This is a genomic window from Terrabacter sp. MAHUQ-38 (genome assembly GCF_014518425.1).
GTDB lineage: Bacteria > Actinomycetota > Actinomycetes > Actinomycetales > Dermatophilaceae > Terrabacter.
Genome location: NZ_JACVCU010000001.1, coordinates 123,394 through 145,791 on the forward strand (window position 1 = coordinate 123,394; position 22,398 = coordinate 145,791).

19 protein-coding genes are annotated in these 22,398 nt (G+C 71.3%); 6 read left to right on the top strand and 13 right to left on the bottom strand.

All coding sequences use genetic code 11. The annotated features are described in order from the left end of the window. Nucleotides 1-27: 27 nt before the first annotated feature. The gene (locus H9I49_RS00645) at nt 28-1,890 is read left to right on the top strand and encodes an acyl-CoA dehydrogenase (protein WP_188028354.1); all 1,863 of its coding nucleotides are present in this window, start codon (nt 28-30) and stop codon (nt 1,888-1,890) included. A 68-nt stretch (nt 1,891-1,958) separates the two neighbouring features. On the opposite strand, the gene H9I49_RS00650 is transcribed toward H9I49_RS00645, so the two are convergent. The 6 genes from H9I49_RS00650 to H9I49_RS00675 all read right to left on the bottom strand — a co-directional run bounded on the left by H9I49_RS00650 (nt 1,959) and on the right by H9I49_RS00675 (nt 8,597). Next, nucleotides 1,959-2,984 (bottom strand): GNAT family N-acetyltransferase, encoded by a 1,026-nt coding sequence (locus tag H9I49_RS00650; protein ID WP_223128209.1) that lies wholly within the window; start codon nt 2,982-2,984, stop codon nt 1,959-1,961. Nucleotides 2,985-3,094: 110 nt separating this feature from the next. After that, the gene (locus H9I49_RS00655) at nt 3,095-4,369 is read right to left on the bottom strand and encodes an acyltransferase (RefSeq protein ID WP_188028355.1); all 1,275 of its coding nucleotides are present in this window, start codon (nt 4,367-4,369) and stop codon (nt 3,095-3,097) included. Between the two features lie 221 nt (nt 4,370-4,590). Further along, nucleotides 4,591-4,881 carry a DUF6458 family protein gene (locus H9I49_RS00660; RefSeq protein WP_188028356.1) on the bottom strand — a complete coding sequence of 97 codons (291 nt, stop codon included), beginning with the start codon at nt 4,879-4,881 and terminating at the stop codon, nt 4,591-4,593. 131 nt (nt 4,882-5,012) lie between these two features. Next, the gene (locus tag H9I49_RS00665; protein WP_188028357.1) at nt 5,013-5,891 is read right to left on the bottom strand and encodes a hypothetical protein; all 879 of its coding nucleotides are present in this window, start codon (nt 5,889-5,891) and stop codon (nt 5,013-5,015) included. 43 nt (nt 5,892-5,934) lie between these two features. Then, the gene (locus H9I49_RS00670) at nt 5,935-7,794 is read right to left on the bottom strand and encodes an NHL domain-containing thioredoxin family protein (RefSeq protein WP_188028358.1); all 1,860 of its coding nucleotides are present in this window, start codon (nt 7,792-7,794) and stop codon (nt 5,935-5,937) included. Beyond that, nucleotides 7,791-8,597, bottom strand: coding sequence for a carbon-nitrogen family hydrolase (locus H9I49_RS00675; RefSeq protein ID WP_188028359.1), 807 nt, complete (start codon nt 8,595-8,597; stop codon nt 7,791-7,793). Before H9I49_RS00675 ends, H9I49_RS00670 begins: the two co-directional genes overlap by 4 nt. A gap of 65 nt (nt 8,598-8,662) precedes the next feature. On the opposite strand from H9I49_RS00675, the gene H9I49_RS00680 reads away from it, so the two are divergent. Continuing rightward, nucleotides 8,663-9,472, top strand: a complete 810-nt coding sequence (locus tag H9I49_RS00680; RefSeq protein ID WP_188028360.1) for a MerR family transcriptional regulator — start codon at nt 8,663-8,665, stop codon at nt 9,470-9,472. On the opposite strand, the gene H9I49_RS00685 is transcribed toward H9I49_RS00680, so the two are convergent. Next, complete coding sequence (locus tag H9I49_RS00685; RefSeq protein WP_188028361.1) at nt 9,469-11,526, bottom strand: cytochrome c oxidase assembly protein; 2,058 nt, start codon at nt 11,524-11,526, stop codon at nt 9,469-9,471. The two genes, H9I49_RS00680 and H9I49_RS00685, sit on opposite strands and share 4 nt — an antisense overlap. A 26-nt stretch (nt 11,527-11,552) precedes the next feature. On the opposite strand from H9I49_RS00685, the gene H9I49_RS00690 reads away from it, so the two are divergent. Both H9I49_RS00690 and H9I49_RS00695 read left to right on the top strand, forming a co-directional pair. Then, the gene (locus H9I49_RS00690) at nt 11,553-12,413 is read left to right on the top strand and encodes a maleylpyruvate isomerase family mycothiol-dependent enzyme (RefSeq protein WP_255523572.1); all 861 of its coding nucleotides are present in this window, start codon (nt 11,553-11,555) and stop codon (nt 12,411-12,413) included. Nucleotides 12,414-12,604: 191 nt separating this feature from the next. Continuing rightward, nucleotides 12,605-13,393 (top strand): sigma-70 family RNA polymerase sigma factor, encoded by a 789-nt coding sequence (locus H9I49_RS00695; protein WP_188028362.1) that lies wholly within the window; start codon nt 12,605-12,607, stop codon nt 13,391-13,393. A gap of 75 nt (nt 13,394-13,468) precedes the next feature. On the opposite strand, the gene H9I49_RS00700 is transcribed toward H9I49_RS00695, so the two are convergent. After that, entirely contained in the window at nt 13,469-14,227 is a 759-nt protein-coding gene (locus tag H9I49_RS00700; RefSeq protein WP_188028363.1) for a GAF and ANTAR domain-containing protein, read from the bottom strand. A 247-nt stretch (nt 14,228-14,474) separates the two neighbouring features. On the opposite strand from H9I49_RS00700, the gene H9I49_RS00705 reads away from it, so the two are divergent. Together H9I49_RS00705 and H9I49_RS00710 are read left to right on the top strand one after the other, a co-directional pair. Continuing rightward, a complete protein-coding gene (locus tag H9I49_RS00705; protein WP_223128210.1) occupies nt 14,475-14,987 on the top strand; it encodes a MarR family winged helix-turn-helix transcriptional regulator in 513 nt (170 codons plus the stop codon). Between the two features lies 1 nt (nt 14,988). After that, nucleotides 14,989-16,686 carry an MDR family MFS transporter gene (locus tag H9I49_RS00710; protein ID WP_188028365.1) on the top strand — a complete coding sequence of 566 codons (1,698 nt, stop codon included), beginning with the start codon at nt 14,989-14,991 and terminating at the stop codon, nt 16,684-16,686. A gap of 39 nt (nt 16,687-16,725) precedes the next feature. On the opposite strand, the gene H9I49_RS00715 is transcribed toward H9I49_RS00710, so the two are convergent. The 5 genes from H9I49_RS00715 to H9I49_RS00735 all read right to left on the bottom strand — a co-directional run bounded on the left by H9I49_RS00715 (nt 16,726) and on the right by H9I49_RS00735 (nt 22,331). Beyond that, on the bottom strand, nt 16,726-17,862 hold the full coding sequence (locus H9I49_RS00715) for an MFS transporter (protein ID WP_255523573.1): 1,137 nt from the start codon (nt 17,860-17,862) through the stop codon (nt 16,726-16,728). 188 nt (nt 17,863-18,050) lie between these two features. Further along, on the bottom strand, nt 18,051-18,788 hold the full coding sequence (locus tag H9I49_RS00720) for an enoyl-CoA hydratase-related protein (protein WP_188028366.1): 738 nt from the start codon (nt 18,786-18,788) through the stop codon (nt 18,051-18,053). Nucleotides 18,789-18,879: 91 nt separating this feature from the next. Further along, nucleotides 18,880-19,956 (bottom strand): acyl-CoA dehydrogenase family protein, encoded by a 1,077-nt coding sequence (locus H9I49_RS00725; RefSeq protein WP_188028367.1) that lies wholly within the window; start codon nt 19,954-19,956, stop codon nt 18,880-18,882. Further along, a complete protein-coding gene (locus H9I49_RS00730) occupies nt 19,956-21,104 on the bottom strand; it encodes an acyl-CoA dehydrogenase family protein (protein ID WP_188028368.1) in 1,149 nt (382 codons plus the stop codon). Before H9I49_RS00730 ends, H9I49_RS00725 begins: the two co-directional genes overlap by 1 nt. A 156-nt stretch (nt 21,105-21,260) precedes the next feature. After that, nucleotides 21,261-22,331, bottom strand: a complete 1,071-nt coding sequence (locus tag H9I49_RS00735) for an ABC transporter permease (RefSeq protein WP_223128212.1) — start codon at nt 22,329-22,331, stop codon at nt 21,261-21,263. Nucleotides 22,332-22,398: the final 67 nt, after the last annotated feature.

Genomic DNA, 22,398 nt, shown 5'->3' on the forward strand with positions numbered 1-22,398 from the left:
ATCGACAGAGAACGTGGAGGACCCCGGATGGGCCACTACAAGAGCAACGTGCGCGACCTCGAGTTCAACCTCTTCGAGGTCTTCGACCGCCAGGCCGTCCTCGGGCACGGCATCTACGCCGACGTCGACGTCGAGGCCGCCAAGGACATCCTGCGCGAGGTCTCCCGGCTCGCCGAGAACGAGCTCGCAGACAGCCTGCTCGACAGCGACCGCAACCCGCCCGTCTACGACCCGGTCAGCCAGACCGTGACGATGCCCGACTCCTTCAAGAAGTCGTTCAAGGCCTACGTCGACGGCGACTGGGGCAACCTCGACGTCCCGGCCGAGCTCGGCGGCATGGTCGTGCCGGCCTCGCTGCGCTGGTCGGTGGCCGAGATGGTCTGCGGCGCCAACCCGGCCATCCACATGTTCACCGCGAGCTACTCCTTCGCCAACCTCCTCTGGCACCTCGGCACCGACGACCAGAAGAAGCTCGCCAAGCACATCGTCGACAAGGCCTGGCACACGACCATGGTCCTCACCGAGCCCGACGCCGGCTCCGACGTCGGCGCCGGCCGCACCAAGGCCGTCCAGCAGCCCGACGGGACGTGGCACATCACGGGCGTCAAGCGATTCATCACCTCGGCCGAGTCCGACATGGTCGACAACGTCGTCCACTACGTCCTGGCCCGTCCCGAGGGGGCCGGCCCGGGCACGAAGGGTCTCAGCCTCTTCATCGTGCCGAAGTACCACGTCGACCTCGAGACCGGTGAGCTCGGCGCACGCAACGGCGCCCACGTCACCAACGTCGAGCACAAGATGGGCCTCAAGGTCTCCACGACGTGCGAGGTCACGTTCGGTGAGCACGAGCCGGCCGTCGGCACGCTCCTCGGCGACGTCCACGACGGCATCGCCCAGATGTTCAAGGTCATCGAGAACGCCCGCATGTTCGTCGGCACGAAGGCGATCGCCACCCTCTCGACCGGCTACCTCAACGCGCTGGAGTACGCCAAGGAGCGCGTCCAGGGAGCCGACCTGACCCGGATGACCGACAAGGGCGCGCCGCGCGTCACCATCACGCACCACCCCGACGTGCGCCGCTCGCTCATGCTCCAGAAGGCGTACGCCGAGGGCCTGCGGGCGCTCGTCGTCTACACCGCGAGCCAGCAAGACACCGTCAACCAGGCCCAGGCCGGCAACCCGGCCGCCCCCCTCGAGGAGGGCTCGACGGCCGAGCTCGCCAACCGGATCAGCGACCTCATGCTGCCGCTCGTCAAGGGTCTCGGCTCGGAGCGAGCCTGGGTGCTGCTCGGCACCGAGTCCCTCCAGACCTACGGCGGCTCGGGGTTCCTGCAGGACTACCCGGTCGAGCAGTACGTCCGCGACGCGAAGATCGACACGCTCTACGAGGGCACGACCGCCATCCAGGGACTCGACTTCTTCTTCCGCAAGATCGTCCGCGACAAGGGCCAGGCGCTGCAGCACGTCGCCGGCCAGATCCAGGAGTTCGCCAAGGACCTCGGCGGCTCGCTCGACACCGAGCGCGAGCTGCTGGGCAAGGCGCTCGAGGACGTCCAGGGCATCCTCGGCCACATGATCGGCGACCTCGTGAAGAGCGACCCGCGCACCGGCGGCGAGGTGGCCAACCTCTACAAGGTCGGCCAGAACACGACGCGCCTGCTCCTCGCGGCCGGTGACCTCGTCGTGGGTTGGCTGCTGCTGCGCCAGGCCGAGGTCGCCGAGGCGGCGCTCGACGCTGGAGCGTCCGGCAAGGACGTCGACTTCTACCGGGGCAAGGTCGCAGCGGCCTCGTTCTACGCCAAGAACGTCCTCCCGAAGCTGGCCGCCGAGCGCGCCATCGCCGAGGCGACTGACAACGAGCTCATGGACGTGCCCGAGTCCGCGTTCTGACCACCTGACCCAATGCCGAAGGCCGCAGACCGCACCCCCTGACAGTGCGGTCTGCGGCCTTCGACGTGTCAGTCGAGCGTGCGGTGGTACGCGGGGCAGAGCTCGACGATGCGGAAGCCGAGGTCCTCGTTGATCGAGACCATCCAGGAGTTCGTGTCGTCGTTGCCCGTCACGATCCGCTTGCGCTCCGGGTGGTCCGCCTGCAGCCGCCGGAGGTTCTCGACCTTGACCGCCATCCCGAGGCGGCGTCCGCGGTGGTCGCGGTGCACGAGCGTGCCCCACTGCCAGACGATGGTCGGGGCTCCTGAGGGCAGGATGAGGTCGGAGTAGGCGACGACGTCACCCGTGGCCTCGTGCACCGCCACCGTGGTCAGGCGGACGCGTCCCTGCTTGCGGAACAGCTCGAGGTGGTCGCGGTAGCGCTCCGGCGTGAACGACTCCTCCTCGAACTCGATCTCGCCCGTCGGCGCGTCGACGGCGAGCTGGTTCATGACGGCGCACAGCGACGCCTGGAGGGGCTCCGGCACGCCACCGACATGGGTCTCGAGACGGTAGTCTCCCTCCCACCGCGCGCGGGCGGCCTCGGCGTGGCGCGTCAGCAGGTCGTCGTCGACCGGTAGCTGGAGATGGCGCATGATCTCGGTGTTGCTGAGTCGGAAACCGTGGCGCTCGGCGAACCGGCGGTACGGGTGCCCTTCTGATGCGGGGGGCACGAAGAAGTCGGTGAGGACCTTGGTGCGGCCCTCCTCGCGGGCCCGCTGCATGGCACGCTCGGTGAGCGCCGATCCGACGCCACGGCCGCGGTGGGCCGGGTCGACCTGCACGTCGAACCAGGCCATCGAGGTGTTGTCGGCCATCGGCAGCCAGATGGTCGCGACCCCGACGAGCTCGTCGCCGTCGTAGGCGCCCCACACCTGCTTGCGCTCCGCCTCGTCGACGTGCCGCCACTCGGCGACCATCTCGGCCTGCGACGGCCCCTCGTACCAAGGCCGCTCGTGTCCCTTGCTGGCGACGATGACGTCGTGGGCCCGGGAGCAGACCGCGTCGTCGTGCTCGTCGATGAGCCGGGTGTCGATGTGGAGCCTGGTGTCCATGGACACGACGGTAGGGGTCGGCGCCGGCGTCCGGCCATCGAGTTTCGACCGTCTCCGACACCCCAGCGGCCTGCGACCTGCGACCTGCACCAGGACACACCGCGCAGTCGTCAACCCACCGGCATCGGATCGCGGTGTGTCGACGGCTGGTCGGTGTGTTGCCGCGTGGTGCGCAGGAGCAGAAGACCGCCGGCGAGCACAGCGAACCCGGCGACCGGTGTCACGTCGCCGACGAGGAAGAAGACCGGTCGGTTGCCGAGCACGTCGACGCCGACGATCGACACGATGAGGATGCCGAAGAAGAGGACTGCGGCCGAGACTGCAGCCACGGCGTCGACCCAGCGTCGACGGTCGCCGGAGCCGTCCGATGTGGCACGTGGCCCGCGGTCGAAGCGCACGAAGACGGCGACGAGGACCGCGGTGACAGCGGCGAGCACAGCGAACACGAGCGGACGCGTCAGCCACCACCCCGATGAGGCGACATCGGGCTGCTCGACCCCGACGGCAGGACCGAGGAGAAGGACCGCCATGAGCGACGTGAGGTGCCACAGGAACGCCGTCATCGCGTAGGGACACGCCATGGCGACCGCGCCCCAGACCCTCGGACGCGCGAGGACCCGCCCCATGACCGGCCGCAGCACGACGGCGAGGCCGCAGATGCCGAATCCCTGCATGAGCAGGGCCGCCGTCGGGGGAGCCATGTTGGACACGGCCTCACCCGGGAGGCCCACCATCGAGACCGGGTAGGGCCCGAGCGCAACCGCCAGCCCCATCGCCCCGAACCCGACGATGACCATCAGCCACCCCCGCGCCGTCGTGAGGAGCCCATCGCGCCAAGCGAATCCGAGCTGGTGCAACGCGAGCCACACGAACGCGAAGTTGAGGTTGCCGACCAGAGAAGGGCCCCCGCCGAAGCGCACGACGTCGACGACGACGGCCAGGCTGACGAGCGCGACGACGACCCGCCGCCCCCACCGCAGGTGCAGCTCTCGCATCAGTGGAGCCAGGGCACAGGCGCCGAGGTAGATCCCGACGAACCACAACAGCTGCGGCACCATCACGAGCGCGTCCCGGACGAGGCGTCCCGCGGCACCCGGTCGGTCGGTCAGCCCGGACACGTCGGCGACCAGACCGATCCCGACCCACACCGTTAGGAACGCGAGGGTTGGGCGCAGCAGGCGCGCGGCCCGCGCGCGGAAGAACACGGCATACCGACCGGCGTATGCCGGGTGGCGGCGTCCCAGCGACTCGAGGGTGTGGGCGTGGGCGACACCGCCGACGAGGAAGAAGAGCGGCATGACCTGGAGCACCCAGGTCAGCGGCTGGAGCGCCGGGACGGCGGCGAGCGCGTTCGTGACCTGGCCATCATGGGTGATCGCGACCATGAGCCAGTGGCCGAGGACGACGACGAGCAGGGAGCCGACCCGCAGCGTGTCTACCCAGCGGTCGCGTCCGGGGGCGTTGTGGCCGCGATCTCAGCGGCGCGGGGGCGTGTGGACGTCGGGCGCCCGCGGGTCTGGCTCACAGCCCATGGAAGCACCGACGGCGGTCTGAGCAGATGAGTTCTCCTGCTCAGACCGCCGTCGCGGGTGGTGCCGGCCGGCCGTCAGATCGTGTCGTCGCGGCGGTCAACCGGGCGCTCTACGACGTCCGGCTCTCTGCGGCGCTCGACGACGTCCGGCTCTCCGCGGCGCTCGGTCACGGTGGTGTGCTGGGTCCGCGTGCGCTGGGCGTTCATGACGAGTCCGAGGATGATCGCGAGCGCCCCGCCGATCATGAGGATGATCCCGATGGTGTTGCCCGTGCCGCTGCTCAGGTTGAGCACGTTGGAGTCGAGGTTCGTGAAGTAGAAGATCGCACCGACCACGAGCAGAAAGATCCCGAGTCCGATACCCATGACATCTCCTTGGTTGGGGGCACACCACATCGCGTGCCTGCACACGACATACCCGTACGAGCCCGACTGTCCACGGGGAGGGTGCCACCGTGGACGGGAGGGGGCCGCGACGAGCAGCCGGAACCGGGCGGTCAGGGCACGCGACGCCTGCGGAACGCGAGGCTGAGCCCCGACACGAGGAGCATGACGGCGGCCACGCCGATCGCCATCGCGATCTCGTAGTAGAGGTTGCGGGCCGCGAGGCCGTAGGCGGCGTCGGCGATGGTGCGCGCCACGTCCGAGCCGACGGGACGCAGCAGCGGCTCGCGCGAGATCATGATGACGAGGGCGAGCGCGAGCGAGAGGACGATCCAGCCCACCGCGACAAGGCTCGTGGCCGCGCGTCGGCGCCGGGCCAGTACGACCGCGAGCAGGGCGAGCACCCCGACGAGCACCGGCGCCCACGACCCCCACGCATCGGCGACACGGTAGACCTGCTGTGCCTTCTGGAGGTCGCTGGCCTTGGCGAGCGGGATGGTGACGACGGGCGCGATGGACGCGGCGTCCCGGACACCCGCCTGCTCGAGCCGCGAGGTCAGGGCGGGCACGGGCACCTTCAGACGCACGGCGACCCGACCCTGGCCGTCGAGGGTCGTGTCGGCGCGTCCCTCCATGACGCCGATGAGCTGGGTGTGGACGGCGCGGATGCCCTCGGTCCACGCCTCGGAGACCTCGGGACTCGCGACCAGCGTTGCGGCCTCGACGCGGATGGGGGCCTCGAGTGCCTTCTCGATCGCGGGCCGGAGCGTCACGGCGCCCAGGACGCCGTCGACGATGCCGTCAGTGAGGGCCTCCTGCACGAGGGGGTTGCGGACGACGGGCTTCAGCTCCTCGACGAAGACGTCGGTGCGCGTCAGCATGACCGACGCCCAGAACGCGACGAGTGAGACGGGCAGCAGGACGATCGCGAGGAGCCCACAGAGTCCCGAGAGGATCGACCGGCCGACGCCGCCGGATGCCTGCTGTGCCACGCCTGCCACCTGCCCGTCCGATGCAGGCCGGGGCGGTCCCGGCCTAGACCCCTCGGAGGTCGAGAGCCAGTCTGGCATCCGCCGACGCATCGAGGACGACGGGGATGCCCCAGTCCTGCTGGAACAGATGGCACGCGGCGTGCTCGGGCACCTCGCCCGTCTCGGGGTCTCCGTCGCACGAAGCCGCCTGCACCGACACGTGCAGGGTGCCGGAGCCGATGCCGTCACGCAGGACGAGGGTGCGGGTCAGGCCCTCGGCGCGCCCGGCCCCCGAGACCAGGAGGGCATCGGGGGTCGCCGAGACGTCGAGCCGAGTCGGGTCGCCCCAACGATGGTCGAGCTTCTGCCCGGCCGGCGGCACGAACGTGACCTCGAGCAGGACCTCACCGGCCGGCAGTGGCGTCGACGGACGCTGCGTGCGGTGGGCCGGCCCGTCGACGCGCTGGGCGTCCACGGGCAGGGCGACCCGCGTCAGCCGGTGGGCGGCCGACTCGACGACGACGAGGCGCGTCTCGCCCGTCTCCGGATCGCGCTCGACGACGGCGTCGCTCGGCTCGGCGAGACCCTGCGCGAGGGTCGTCACCTGGAGCGTGGCGGGGTCGAATCGGCGGACTGCACCGTTGTACGTGTCGCTGACGGCAACCGACCCGTCGGGCAGCTCGGTGACGCCGAGCGGGTGCTGGAGCAGCGCGTCGGCGGCGTCACCGTCGCGGTGCCCGAAGTCGAACAGGCCTGTCCCGACGTGGGTCTCGACCACCAGGCCGTCGGCGGTCGACACGACGGACCGCAGCGCGGACGTCTCCGAGTCGGCGACCCACACTCGGTCGCCTGAGGCAGAGGTGGCCAGGCCGGAGGGCTGCGCGAACCACGCCTTCGCCGCCGGCCCGTCGAGGAGCCCTTCGTTCGACGTGCCACCGATGAGCTCGACGACACCGTCCTCGGGCGTGTCACCGGGCGTCCAGGACCAGAGCTGGTGCGTGCCCGCCATGGCGATCACGACGCGCTCGCCGAGCCACGCGAGGTCCCAGGGGCTCGAGAGCGGCTGGTCGAGGGCGGGACCTCCGCCGGTGCGCTCGCGCAGCTGGGCACCCGTGCCGGCGAGCGTGAAGACAGTTCCGTCGGAGACACGAATTCCCTTGAGCTGGTGGTTGACCGAGTCGGCGACGAGGACGTCCACGCCGAGACGTTGCGCGGCCTCGGGGGTCGCGAGCAGGACACCCTGCGGCTCGTCGAACACACCCTGCCCACCCCATCGTGCCCGCTCGGTGACGAGGTCCTGCTCGAGGTGGACGACCGCGTGGTTCGCCGTGTCCGACACGACGAACGAGCCGTCGTCCAGGGCAACGGCCTTGCCCGGGAAGCGCAGCGTGGTGTCGGGCGCGCGGAACGGGACGTAGGGGTCGTCGCCGGGCTGGAGGGTGCCCTTGGCCCCGTGCTCCTCGATGAGCTCGGCGACGAGGGCTGCGAGGCCGGGCCCGTGTCCCTCGCCGGACATGGAGGCGACGACGAAGCCCTCGGGGTCGATGACGACGAGCGTCGGCCACGCCCGCGCGGTGTAGGCCCGCCACGTCACGAGCTCGGGGTCGTCGAGCACCGGGTGGTGGACGGCATACCGCTCGACGGCGGCAGCCAGGGCGTCGGCGTCGGCCTCGTGCTCGAACTTCGGGGAGTGCACCCCGATGATCGTCAGAGCGTCGGGGAACTGCGCCTCGACTGGGCGCAGCTCGTCGAGGACGTGGAGGCAGTTGACGCAGCAGAACGTCCAGAAGTCCAGGACGCAGACACGACCTCGGAGGTCGGCGAGCGAGATCGCCCGGCCACCCGTGTTGAGCCACCCGCGCCCGACGAGCTCGGGTGCGCGCACCTTGACGCGCGCCCGCAACGACCTGGCCTGCGCGGTCACGAGAGTCTCCGGTCGGGCAGCACGGGGAAGCTGCGCCGCCAATCGAGCGTCGCCGCGGTGTCGACGTCGATGCTCAACACCTCCTCGTGAAGGCCCGCGGACGCGAGGACCTCCCCGGTGGCGTCCACGACCTGCGAGTGGCCACCCATCTCGTGCCGGGCGTGCGTGCCCGCGGTATTGCACTGGAGGACGACGCACTGGTCCTCGACGGCGCGGGCCTGCCCCAGCAGGGTCCAGTGGGCAACGCGCCTGCGGGGCCATGCGGCGGGGACCACGAAGACCTCGGCCCCGCGGTCGAGCAGTCGACGGTAGAGCTCGGGGAACCGCAGGTCGTAGCACGTCGAGAGGCCGACCGGCACGGGGTCACCGCCCGCGACCGGCACGTCGACGACGACGAGGTCGTCTCCGGCATCCATGAGGCTCGGCTCGCCCTCGCCGAAGCCGAAGCGGTGGATCTTGCGATACGTCGCGACGAGCTCGCCGGCCGGTGAGAACACCAGGCTGGTGTTCCAGAGCCCGTGCCCTCCGGCCTCGACCGGCGCGGCCCGCTCGACGATCGACCCGCCGTGCAGGGTCACACCGGCGTCGCGGGCTGCCGCCGAGAGGGCCTGCGCGACCGGCCCGTCGACGGGCTCGGCGCGCTCGTCCCATCTCGTGTAGTCGAACCCGCCTGCCGGCCACAGCTCGGGCAGGACGACCAGGTCGTGGCCTTCCTGGGCACGGACGAGGCCGGTGACGCGGGTCGTGCGGTCGGCGACCGTCTCGTCGTCGCCGTACGCGAGCTGGATGAGCGCAACCTTCATGCCCCAACTCTCACACGGCCAGGAGTTGACCCTGACACCGTGTCAGGCCGTAGACCATGGTCATCATGTTGACGATCGGAGACTTCGCCCGACTCGCGGGAGTGACGGTGCGCATGCTGCGCCACTACGACTCCCTCGGGCTGCTCGTGCCGGCCCACGTGGACCCCGTCACGAGCTACCGGAGGTATGCCGCAGCGCAGCTCCCCCGGCTCAACCGTCTCGTTGCACTCAAGGACCTCGGGCTCACCCTCGAACAGGTGGGGACGGTCCTCGACGCGCAGGTGTCGGCTGACGAGCTGCGGGGGATGCTGACGCTGCGGCGGGCGCAGATCGAGGACCAGATCGCCGCCGACCTGGCGCGACTGGACGCGATCGAGGCGAGGCTGCGAACCATCGAGAAGGAGGGCACGATGTCGGAGCTGGAGTATGTGGAGAAGGCGCTGCCGGCCGTACGGCTGGCGCAGGTGTCGGGGCGGGTCGCTGAGGTGACCGAGCTCGGCACCACGATCGGGCCGGCGTTCGACCGCCTGGTGGGCAGCCTCACGGCCGCAGGTGTGGCCATTCAGGCACCCTCGGTCGCCTGGTACGACGGTGACGCGGAGGGCACGACGTGGGGCGTGGGCTTTCCCACGGCCCTCGAGTCCGTCGACCACGTCGAGGGCGCCACGGTCGCCGACCTACCGGCCGCACCGCGCGCGGTCACGGTGATCCACCGCGGGTCGATGGCGACGATCGGCGACACCTGGCAGGCACTCGCGACAGCCGTCGACGCGGCGGGCCACACGGCATACGGCCCCTGCCGGGAGGTCTACCTCGAGACGCCGATGGGCGACCAGGACGCGTGGGTCACGGAGCTCCAGCAGCCCGTGCGCTAGGCGCGCTCGTCACGCTTGGCCAGCGCGGCCAGACGCTCGTTGTATGCGGTGAGCTCCGCGTCGCCGTCACGGTCGACCCGCCGGTCTCGGCGGGTCGACTCGGCGCTGTCGGCGCGGTACCACTGCATCGCGACGGTGAGGGCGAGCACGAGGGCCGGCAGCTCCCCGATGGCCCAGGCGACGCCGCCGCCGTAGCGCTGGTCGGCGAGGGGGTCGGGCACCCACGGGATGTCGACGGTCGTGAAGAAGTCGCCGCCGAGCAGCGCCGTGCCGCTGATCATCGCGACGCCGAAGAACGCGTGGAACGCGATGGTCACGAAGAGCACGACGAGCCGCATCGCCGGGCTCCATCGCTTCGGGCCGGGGTCGACGCCGACGAGGACCCACGCGAAGAGGTAGCCGGTGAGGACGAAGTGCGCCGTCATGAGCAGGTGGCCCGTGTGGGTCTCGAGAGCCAGCTCGAACAGACCGGTCCAGTAGAAGACCACGAGGCTCATGAAGAACAGCGCCGCAGCAACCGCCGGGTTGCCGAGCACAGCGAGGAAGCGCGAGTGGACGAGGCCGAGCAGCATCTCCCGGGGACCCAGGGTGCCGTCCTTGCGTGGCCGGATCGTCCTCAACGCCAAGGTGACCGGGGCGCCGAGGACGAGCAGGATCGGCACGACCATCGCCTCGGTCATGTGCAGCGTCATGTGCCACGAGAACGCGACGCGACCGTAGATGCCGAGCGCCCCGTTGGTCGCGTAGAGGAAGAGCAGCCAGCCCGCGAACCACGCGACGGTGCGCAGGACGGGCCACGCGTCGCCGCGTCGCCGCATCCGAACGACACCGACGACGTAGAGCCCGATGGCCAGCAGCCCCGTGGCGAGGAAGAGCCACTCCACCCGCCAGGCCGTGAGCCACGACATCGCGGCCGGCGCCGGGGGCACGGGATAGCCCGTGAGGGCCAGGGCGGCGGACGGGTTCTGCACCGTCTCGGGGACCGGGGGCTCGCTGCGGGCCAGTGCCGTCGCCACCCCGAAGGCGAGCGCCATGAGGAGGGTCTCGGCGACGGCGAGCCGGGCGAAGAGGCGGCCGCGGGCAGTACTGGACGCCGTGTCGATGCGGTCGAGGGTCACCTGGCGGTGCCACGCGCCCGCTGTGCCGAGCAGGACGAAGGCGAGCACCTTGACCAGGATGAGTACGCCGTAGGGCGTGGCGAGGTCGGACCAGCCGGCGAGCCGCGTCGTGGCGGACATGACGCCCGAGACGCCGAGCGTGACGAAGCACCAGAGGGCCACGGTCGAGTAGCGGCGGGCGACGACGCCCAGCGCGTCGTCGAGCTGCCGACGCAGGACGGCGATGGCGAGCAGCCCACCGACCCACACGGCGGCGCTGAGCAGATGCGCGGCGATCGCGTTGACCGCCGTCTCGTGGTCGGCCGACCCGCCGGCGTGACCGGCGAGACCGAGCACGAGCAGCCCGAACGCCGACACGGCGACGAGGGCCAGGGCCACGGCCCGCGAGCGCGCCACCGCCGCCAGGGATGCGACGGCGAACGCCGCCATGGCACTGAGCAGCCCGACGCGCAGCGGCTCGATGGCCCACACGGAGTCGGTGAGGCTCGTGCCGAACAGCGGGTCGGAGAGCGGCATACCGGCGGCGTCGGCGAAGGTGAAGACGACCCCGACGGCTCCCGCGACCGCCCACACGAACGCGGCCGCGGTCGCGACGCGCAGTGCGGCACCCCGGCGCGGCTCGTCGAGGGCCGCACTCGCGGCCCTGGTCCGGCCGGGCACCATGGTCGCCGCGAGCAGCAGCGACCCGATCGTCAGCGACGCCGCGACGTCGTGGACGACCCGCACGAGCGGCAGCGACCAGCGCACGACCGGGCCGGCGTCGCTCAGGCCGCCGGGCAGCGGCTCGGCGGCGCCGGTGTAGCGGGCTGCAGCCACGCTCGCGAGCAGCCCCACGGCGACGACCCCGGCGACGACCGCCGCCGCGCCGCCCCACGGGGCAGAGGACACGGGGCCCGTTCGCGGACCGGCGTGACCGTCTCGCTGCGGGGTTGGCATGCCTCAAGGGTAAGTAGTGTGATGGCATGCCCATGCACCCGGCCGCCCCCCACGACCGCGACGGACTGATAGACGCGTTCGACCACACCGTGCAGTCGATCATCGACCTCGGCATGTCGTGCCGCGACGCCGACTTCGACCTCCCGACCGAGTGTCCGGGATGGACCGTGAAGGACCAGATCGCCCACGTCGTCGGGGCCGAGAAGTCGTTCGCCGGCCTGCCGCGGACCGAGGTCGTCGTCCCCGACTACCCGCACGTGAAGAGCGAGTTCGCCCGGCTCGTGGAGAAGGACGTCGAGAGCCGCAGGGCCGTTCCGGGGCGTGAGGTCGTCGCGGAGCTGGCCGAGTTCCACCCCGAACGCGTCGCGGCGCTGCGCGCGAGCGACACCGAGCTCGACACCGTCATAGGCGGCTTCTTCGGGCCCGAGACGACGTTCGGGCAGCACCTCCACCGGCGCATAGTCGACGCCTGGGTGCACGAGCAGGACCTCCGCGCCGCCCTCGACCGTCCCGGCGACCTCGACTCGGCGGGCGCCGCTCTCTTCACCGCCGACGTCCTCGCCGCAGTCCCCCGGGTCGCCGCCCGGGTCGCGGGCATCGGGCCGGGCCATGCCGTCGTCATCGACGTGTCCGGTCCGGTCGTCGCGCGCGACGGTGTGCGCATCGTCACCGGCGACGACGGCCGGCCCTACGGGGAGGCCCTCTTCAGCGGTCAGGACCGGCCCGTCGGTGAGGAGCAGCTCGACGTGACCTCGATCCACCTCACGACCGACGCGCTGACCCGCAGGGCCGCCGGCCGCCGCTCGGTCGACGACATCCACTACACCGTGACAGGTGACGAGGAGATCGCGCGCCGGGTCCTCGAGGCGCTCGTCATCACCCACTGACGTACGGGCACGCCAGCGGCGCGACGTGCTCCACGCGTACGCCGGCGCCTCGTGCGCGTCATGCGTCTTATACACCTCGACGCATCCGAACGGTAATCAAGCCCACCTTGTGTATTGGTGGGCAAGCGCCTAGCGTCGTGAGTAGTCGGTCAAGCCAGTGCCGCATCGGGGATCCGATAAACGGAGTAGTCATGACCGACCCGAACGCGGGTCCGCGCAAGGATGCGCGAACCAGAGAACTCATCACCGTACTACGCACCTCGGACTGCACGTCCGAGCGTGCCCATGCCCTCGAGTCCGTGACGCTGCTGCACATGCCGCTCGCGCGCTCACTCGCCCATCGGTACTCGGGCAAGGGACTGGATCGCGAGGACCTGGAGCAGGTCGCGTTCCTCGCCCTGCTCAAGGCCATCCACCGCTTCGACCTCGACAAGCCCACCGAGTTCGGCGCATACGCGACGCCCACCATCACCGGAGAGCTGCGCCGCCACTTCCGCGACCACGGCTGGCTCGTGCGGCCACCGCGCGAGCTGCAGGAGCGGCGTCAGCTCGTCACCGAGACCCGGTCGCGGCTCGAGCAGCGCCTCGGCCACGACCCCGACGCCGCCGAGCTCGCGAGCGAGCTCGAGCTGAGTCTCGACGCCGTCAAGGAGGCCCAGGTCGCGGCAACGAACCTGCGCCCCGCCTCACTCGACGCGACGAGCACCGACGGCGGCCGTCCCGTCCTCGACCTGCTCGACGCCCGCGGCGACTCCGGATCCGACCCGGCGCTGGACGACGGCATCGTCGTGCGCACCGCCCTCGAGCGGCTGCCCGCGCGCGACCAGAAGCTCGTCGAGCTGCGTTTCGGCAACGACATGACCCAGGCCGAGATCGCCGAGTCGATGGGCCTCAGCGCGATGCAGGTCAGCCGGCTGCTCCGACGCACTCTGGACGAGCTGCGCCGGCAGCTGTCGGCGGAGGGCGTCGCCTCAGCCTGACGCAGCCGGCACAGACACAACGATCCCGGCGCCTGCGAAGGCGCCGGGATCGTTGTGTCGCAGAGGACCTCGCTGTCAGGACGCCGTAGGGGTGGGCGTGCCGTGTCCGCGGCCGGGGAACCCGCCGAACTGCGCCTCCTGGCCCTCGATGACCTGCAAGGCGACCTGGGCCAGCTTCATGTTCAGCTCCTGCGAGGTGCTGCGCAGCAGCTCGAAGGCCTCCTGCCCCGAGATGTGATGGGCGGCCATGAGCAGGCCGACCGCCTTGCCGATCTCGCGGTTGCTCTGCAGGCCCTGCCGCAGGGTCGCCGCCTCCTCTCGGGCCCGGATCGCCATCATGGCGACCGAGGCGAAGGACGCGATGACGGCGCCGACGTCGGCCGACTTCGAGGTGAGCCCGCCGGGGGTGTCGGAGAAGAGGTTGAGGGCCCCGACCTTGTCGCCGTCGAGGAGCAGCCGGTAGCCGATGGCCGAGCGCACGGGCGTCTCGGCGACGATGCGCTCGGTGAAACGCGGCCACGGCGTCTTCGAGGTGGTCAGGTCGGCGTCGTGCTGGTACGCCTCGTCGAGGATGGCGTCGACGCACGGGCCCTCCCCGATCTCGAGCTCGATCTGGTCGATGCGGCGCGCGATGTCGTCGGTGCTCGCGGCGGTGACGAAGCGGTCACGCGTGCGCACGAGAAGGGAGGCCCGGTCGCACCCCTCGACGAGGCGCTGGGCGGCGTCTACCAGCGCCTGGTGGATCGACCCGGCGTCGGCCCCGGCGTAGATCAGCGCCGACAGCTGGTGGAAGGCGTCGTTGATCGTCGGGTCGACCGGCACGTCGCTCGTCATGTCACTCCTGGAAAGCTGCGAATCCCGCCGTACCGCACGTTGCTCTACGGTTTCGGCGCGTCTGCATCATCGCACCTCCCCGCACGGTGCGAGATCACAGACAACCACATGGACCGCGACTCTGGCGACGCCTTGGCCGGACGTCGACAAGGCTTCGACAAGGCAGTTGCGCCGGAACGCGTCCGGGCGCATACTTGCTTGCTGCAAGCAACTAGTTCGACCCAGTCGACCCAGCCCGAGGAGAAGCGTGGCCGTCAGCAAGGACGAGGCGAACGACGTCTTCCTGGCCCTGCTCCGCGTGCAGAAGCTGCTCGTGGCGGCCAAGCACTCGGCGCCGCGGCTCGAGGACGGCGTCGACGTCACGGCATACCCGGTGCTCTTCGTCGTCGCCGGAGCGGGCACCGTCCGTGTCTCCGAGCTCGCGACGATGCTGCACAACGACATCTCCACCGTGAGCCGACAGGTCAGCGCCCTCGTGACCGCCGGACTCCTCGAGAAGAGCGCCGACCCGAGCGACGGGCGCGCGTCGGTCGTGTCGCTGACCGAGCACGGCCGCGAGGCCCTCGGACGCATCCAGGCCAGCCGCTCCACATGGTTCCAGGGGCTGCTCACCGACTGGGAGAGCCCCGAGACGACCGAGTTCGTCGCCCGCCTGCGTGGCCTCGGCGACGCACTCGACGCCAACCTCCGGGCCCGGGGAGCAGCGCCGCCCCCGATGCCCTTCGACAGCACCACAGACCAGAAGCAGAGAGAGGACTGACATGTCCGACGCCACCGCCGCACCACTGCCGGCCGACGCCCGAGAAGCCGAGCCGATCCTCTCCCACAAGGAGATCATCACCATCCTCGTCGGGCTCATGATGGGGATGTTCCTCGCGGCGCTCGACCAGACCATCGTCGCGAGCGCCATGCGCGTCATCGCCGACGACCTCAAGGACCTCGCCGGCCAAGCCTGGGTGACGACGGCGTACCTCATCACCTCGACGATCGTGACGCCGCTCTACGGCAAGCTCGGGGACATCTACGGGCGCAAGAAGCTCTTCCTCTTCGCGATCACGATCTTCACGCTCGGCTCGATGCTCTGCACGCTGGCCTGGTCGATCCCGTCGCTCGCCGCCTTCCGCGCGGTGCAGGGCCTCGGCGCCGGCGGCCTGTTCTCACTGTCACTCGCGATCATCGGCGACATCGTGCCGCCGCGCGAGCGCGCGAAGTACCAGGGCTACTTCCTCGCCGTCTTCGGCACCTCGAGCGTCTTCGGCCCCGTCATCGGCGGCCTGCTCTCCGACCAGGAGTCGATCCTCGGGGTCACCGGCTGGCGCTGGGTCTTCCTCGTCAACGTCCCGATCGCGGTCGCCGCGCTCGTGGTCGTGACCCGCACGCTGCACCTCAGGCACACCCGCCTCGACCACCGCATCGACTACTGGGGTGCCGCGTCGCTGTCCGTCGCGCTCGTGCCGCTGCTCATCGTCGCCGAGCAGGGTCGCGACTGGGGCTGGGGCTCGGGCTCGTCGGTCCTCTGCTACGCCATCGGCGTCGTCGGGCTCGTGGCCTTCTTCGTCATTGAGAAGCGGATGGGCGACGAGGCGCTGATCCCGCTGCGTCTCTTCACGAACCGCACGATCGGCGCCGCGTCGATCGGCTCGGTGTTCATCGGCATGGGCATGTTCGGCGGCCTCGCCGCGCTGCCGCTCTACCTGCAGATCGTCAAAGGCGCTTCCCCGATGCAGGCCGGGCTCATGCTGCTGCCGATGACGCTCGGCATCATGGCGGGCTCGATCACGTCGGGCCAGATCATCTCCCGCACCGGCCGCTACCGGAAGTTCCCGATCATCGGTGCTGCGCTGCTCGTCGTGTCGCTCTACGTCTTCCACTACGTCGGCGTCGACACCGAGCTGTGGAAGACGATGATCGTGATGTTCTTCTTCGGCGTCGGGCTCGGCTTCAACTTCCAGCCGCTGACGCTCGCCGTGCAGAACGCCGCCGCCCGTCGTGACATCGGCGTGGCCACGTCGTCGGCGACCTTCACCCGCCAGATCGGCGGCACGCTCGGCACGGCCGTGTTCCTGTCGATCCTCTTCTCGCAGGCGGGAGCGAAGATCGGCGAGGCCTTCCAGGCGGCACGCACGTCGCCCGAGTTCCTCGCCGCCGTGCGCAACCCGACCGGCGGCGACCCGCAGGCCAACGCGAGCTTCATCGAGAGCGTCCGCTCCGGCGGCAGCGGTGCGGGCGCCTCTGCGCTGCAGGACAGCTCGTTCATCAACCATCTCGACCCGCGGCTGGCCCGACCGTTCCTCGTCGGCTTCTCCGACGCGATGTCGACCGTCTTCGTCGTCGCGGCGGGCGTGCTCGTGCTGGCGTTCATCGCATCGCTCTTCCTGCCGCACGTCGACCTCGGCCCCAAGCCGGGCCAGGCCGCGAAGCAGGACGACGACGTGACGGCGGTCCCCGCCGGCCACTGACTCCCCCGAGGCCGTATGCCGGGTGGCGGGCCCCGCGAGTCAGCGCAGGTCGTGCAGCTCGCGGCGGCTGAGGAAGGCGCGCGTCCCGAGAGCCATGACGAACGCGAAGCCGCCGGCGATGACCGCGACCCAGTAGCCGTGCTGGGCGCCCACACGGTCGACGACGGCGCCCGACACGGCCGATCCGGCGGCGATGCCGATGATGAGGCCCGTCAGCACGATCGTCATGCCCTCGTTGAGCTGGGCCTTGGGCACGATGCGTTCGATGAGGTTCATCGTGGTGATGAGGGTCGGGGCCGTGGCCATGCCCGCGAACACCATGATCACGGCCAGGACCCACAGGTTGCCGGCGAGCAGCACCGGCGCCTCGAGCAGGGCCATGCCGAGCGTGCCGACGATGAGCAGCTTCACGAGGCTGCGGCCGTGGGAGTGGTGGCCGAAGAACACTCCGGCGATGGCCGAGCCCACGGCGTAGAGCGCGAGGATGGGGCCTGCGGCGTTCTTCTGGCCGGCGTCCTCCGCGACGGCAAGGGTGACGACCTCGTTGACGCCGAAGATGGCGCCGGTCATCGTCATGATGAACGCGAGCGGGATGAGGCCGGGGTTGTGGTGCGCGTGCCCGTGCGGCCGCTCGTGGTGCGGCACCACCGGTGGCTCGGTGGACCGCGCCGACACGAAGACGGCCACCCCGACGCCGTAGCAGACCGCGGCGAAGACGAAGCCCGCCTCCGGGAAGAGCGTCGTCGAGAGCCACACGGCCAGCACCGGTCCGACCACGAAGGTGATCTCCTCCATGACCTGCTCGAACGAGAGCGCCGTGTGCAGGCTCCGCGGGTCGCCGGCGAAGATGTGCGTCCAGCGTGCCCGGGCCATCGTGCCGAGGCTCGGGATGAGGCCGACGAGGGGGTACGTCACGAAGAGCACCCACGACGGCCAGTCCCGCACCGACGCGAGGACCGTCATCGTCGCCCAGAAGCCCGACCAGATGAAGAAGGGGATGGCGATGCGGCGCTGGCCGTACCGGTCGACGAGGCGCCCCAGGAACGGCGCAGCCACCGCGAGGGCGACCATCCCGACGGCCATGACGGCGCCGGCGAGCTCGTAGGAGTCACGCCGGGCCGCGATCATCGCGACGGTTGCCACGCCGAACATCGCGCCCGCGGAGCGGGCGATCATTCCCCCCGTGATGAAGACGCGGGCCCCCGGAACCTCGAAGAGAGGTCGATAGGACGCCAGCACTGTCAATCCTCCTCGATCACGGGACACGGGGGGCTCGGTCAGGGACGCGAACCTGCCCATCCTTGCACCACGGACGGGGTGCGGCCGAAACTGATCCGGTCACCTGCCGGGGGCCCGGGCGGGGCTCAGCCGTCGTGACGGCGCCGCAGCGACCACATCTGCGGCGAGCGCTCGAGCTCGACCGCGACGTCCCACGGCACACCGCCCGGCACGGTCTCGCGGCGGAAGCTCGCGACCGTCCGGCGGGCCAGCGCCGGGTCCTTGGCGACGCGAGCAGCGAGTGCCATGGCCTGTGCCTCCACGTCGCCGTCGTCGTATGCCGCCCAGGCCATACCCAGGGCGACCGCGCGCTCACCGTCGACCTCGTCGCCGAAGAGGCCGAGGGCGGCGGCGGCCTCACGGCCGGCGACGCGGTTGAGGAGGGTGAAGTGACCGCCGCCCGGATGGATGCCGATCTGCGCGAAACCGGGCAGCAGGCGCGCGGTGCGCGAGACGATGCGCAGGTCGGTCGCGAGGGCGAGGTTGAGCCCCGCGCCGACGGCGGCGCCTCGCACCGCGGCGACGGTCGGCAGGCCTATCGAGCCGATCGTCGTGAATGCGGCGTAGACGGTCTCGAGGTTGCGGTACGCCTCGTCCTCGACCGGGTCGCGGCCGGTGTCGGCGAGGACGCTGCGCACCGCGCCCGCGCAGAAGTGCGAGCCGCCGGTGACGACGACCGCGCCCACGGTGTCGTCGGCCTCAGCCGTGCGCACCGCCTCGGCCAGCTCCCGGGACATCTCTACCGACAGCGCGTTGCGCCGCTCTGGCGCGTCGAGCGTGATGACGGCAACTCCGTCGGTGACGTCGTAACGGATCTCTGACATACGCGAATCTCCTTGCACGAGTGAGGTTCCGGGCAGCGGCCCAGGCCCGGGCCACGAGCACGCCCGACCGGTCGGGGCGGGGTGGGCAGGGTCAGTGGGGCCGACGTGGTGCAGCGCGACCGGTGGTCACGAGGCTCCAGAGGCGGTCGTGCCCCGCGGAGGCTGCGAGCGCGGTCAAGGTCTCGTCCCACTCGTGGAGGGAGCCGTACTCGCTGCGCCGCGCGAGGATCGGCTTGGTCAGGGTGTGCAGCTCGTGCTCGAGCGTCGTGCCGATCGCGCCGAGCACCTGGTGGGCATTGCGCACGACGACCGACGCCGAGTGGCCGGCGCACGACTTCGCGACGGCGACGGCGAAGAGCATCCCGGGGTCGCGCCAGTCGGAGGCCGCTGCGCGGGCGACGGCCGTGTCGGTCGCGGCCCGGGCCAGGGCCGTCTCGGCGGCGACGTCGGCGACGAGGTTCTGGACCGCCTGGAACCGACCGATCGGACGACCGAACTGGGTCCGCTCGCGGGCGTGGTCCACGGTGACCTCGACGATGCGCTCCATGGCCCCGACGACCTGGGCGCACCGGGCCAGGGCTCCGCGCAGGTGGAACTGCTCGCCGATCTCGTGCGCGACGACGACACCCGCCTCGAGGTCGCCGAGGTCGAACTCGACGGTGTCACTGGGCTCGCCGGCGAGGTTGCGGCGCTCCTCGATGCCGACGCGGTCGACGGGCACGTCGACGACGCGCCAGTCGTCGCGGTCCTCCCAGAGGGCGACGATGCTGCTCGCGTCGCGGGCCCACGTGACATTGAGCGCGACGCCGGAGGGGTCGGGGCGGCACACCGTGCGCAACCCGCCGTCGTTGGCGAGCCCCGCCGCCTCGAGGAGCCAGCCGCCGAGCACGTCGTGCTCCGCGAGCGGCACCGGAGCCGCGGCGCCCGCAGCGATGCCGAGCAGCGCGGCGGCCTCGAGCCAGCCGCCCCCGCTGCCACCGGCCGCCTCGCTGCCGGTGAGGCGGGTCAGGCCAAGGCCGTCGAGCCGACGCCACAGGTCGCCGTCGAGGTCGACGACCTCGGTCGGTGCGACGCGCGCGGAGCGGTAGTCGTCGAAGAGCTCGGTGAGCATGCCGACGAGGTCGGGGTCGGGCCGGGTCGGTACGGCGAGGTCGCGCAGGTCGGTCATCAGCGCATCCCCAGCCCGCGGGCGATGACCCCGCGCAGGATCTCGTTCGTGCCGCCGCGCAGGGTGAACCCCGGGCGTTGCAGGATCGCGGCGTGCAGCAGTGTGTCGAGCTCCTCGTCGAGCGCCCATCCGCTCGCGGTCAGGGTGTCGACGTAGTCGGCGATCTCGCCCTCCTCGGTCGTGCCGAGCAGCTTGACGACAGCGGCCGCCGTGTCGGCGTTCTCGTGGGCCTCGAGCGCCGTCGACACAGCGAAGGACATCTGGTGCAGACCCGCCACCCGGGCGACGTGGCGCCCGAGTCCGACGTCGGTGGGGAGCCGGCCGTCGTCCATGGCCTGGGCTGCGGTCGCCAGCAGCGGGAAGGTCGAGAGCACGCGCTCCGGTCCGCTGCGCTCGAAGCCGAGCTCGGACGTGACCTGCGACCAGCCGCTGCCGAGCTCGCCGAGCACCCGGTCGTCGGGGACGAACACGCCGTCGAGGTGCACCTCGTTGAAGTGGTGGTCGCCGGCCATCGAGATGATCGGGCGGATCGTGACGCCCGGAGCCCGAAGGTCGACGATGAACTGGCTCAGGCCGTCGTGCCGGTGGGCCGCGTCGGGCGGGGCGGACCGGGCGAGCGCGAAGAAGGCGTCGGCCTCGTGCGCCCCGGAGGTCCACACCTTCGTGCCCGTGAGGCGCCAGCCGCCCTCGACCTGCTCGGCCCGGGTGCGCACGCTCGCGAGGTCGGAGCCGGAGTCCGGCTCGCTCATGCCGATGCCGAAGGTGAGCTCGCCGCGGCTGATGCCGGGCAGGAAGGCGTGCTTCTGCTCCTCGGTGCCGTACCTCAGCAGGGACGGCCCGATCTGGCGCTCGGCCACCCAGTGCGCTGCGACCGGGGCCCCGACGACGAGGAGCTCCTCGGTGACGACGAAGCGCTCGAGGTAGGTACGTCCCTGGCCGCCGTACTCGGTGGGGATGACCATGCCCAGCCAGCCGCGTCGTCCCAGCTCCCGGGTGAAGTCACGGTCCCACCGGGTCAGCCAGGTGTCGACGTGCGGCACGAAGGCGCCGGCGGCGATCTGCTCGGCGAGGAAGGCCCGGACCTCGAGGCGCAGCTCGGTGAGGACGGGCCCCTCGGTGGCGACCGAGGGCACCATGCTGCGGGTCATTCCGACTCCTCACGTCGTACGACGGCTGCGCCACAGGGTGCCACGTCCGGAGGCGCGGATCGAGGCACCCCGTGGTCGGGACGCATGTGCCGGCCCACGCATGATCATGCCGGTCCGCCCGCTCAGGGCAGCGGAGCGCTGCCCTGAGGTCTCGCGTCAGCCAGTCTCGACGACTCGGGCGGCGCCGGCGTCCCGCTCTGTCGGCTCGGTCCGCACGGCCCGGGCCGCGCCGACGGCGACGAGGACGAGGCCGAGCCCGACCCAGGCAACGAGCACGAGCGCCGACCTGGTCGCGCCCACGCCGCCGAAGTAGAAGTCGCTGCGCAGCACCTGCCCGGCGGCTCCGGGCGGGAGAAGCTGTCCGACGACGCTCCATCCGGCCGGCACGAACTCCGGCGCGGTCTGGATGCCGGACAGCGGGTTGCCGAGGAGCAGGAACGTCGAGGCCCCGAGGCCCAGCCCGGGCCAGCCGGCCAGCGCGGCGAGGCCGAGCAGGGTCGTCGACATCGCCGCCAGGGCGAGCGAGAGGCCCGCGGCCGGCAGCAGGAAGCTGTCGACGACGCCGAACCACAGGAGCAGTCCGGCCAGGGTCACTCCCAGCGTGACGGCCGAGGAGAGCACGCCGAGCAGCCGGCGCCACGGACCGCGAACGACCCGGCGCATGGCGGCCACCGGTGCGATCGAGCCGATGAGCAGTGGCAGCACGGCGGTTGCGAGGCCGGCGCCACGCGGGTCGCCGACCGGAGGTGCGACGACGTCGGTGACCGGGACGGCGCGGCCCTGCTCCGCACCCAGCCCGGCGGCGAGCGAGGAGAGGACCTGTGCGACGGCAGGGCTCCCGCCGGACGCCGTCAGGACCTTGGGCCCGCCGGCGCTCACCGCGATCCCGCCGTAGACGTCGCGGTCCTTGATGGCCTGCACCAGGGCCGCCTCGTCGGTATATGCGCTCGTCGTGAAGGCTCCGGGCGCCTTCGCAGAGAGCGCGCCCGTGACCTGGGCGACGACCGTGGCCGGTCCGGCCACGCCGAGCGGCACGTCGCGTGGCGCGCTGTGGATCGCGGGAAGGACGAACGCGGTGAGCACCAGCCCGACGAAGACGGCGAGGACGGCGAGCACGCCGAGGGGCGCACCGGGGACGTGGGCCTCGACACTGCCGCCTCGCCGTGCCTGGTGGTCCGGGCGGGGGCCTTCTGCGCCTGGGGCTGGGTGGACGGTTCGGAGGGACATGAGAACTCCTTTCAACGCGTGTTGAAACAACGGTAGCTCTGCGTCCGCTCGATTTCAACACCTGTTG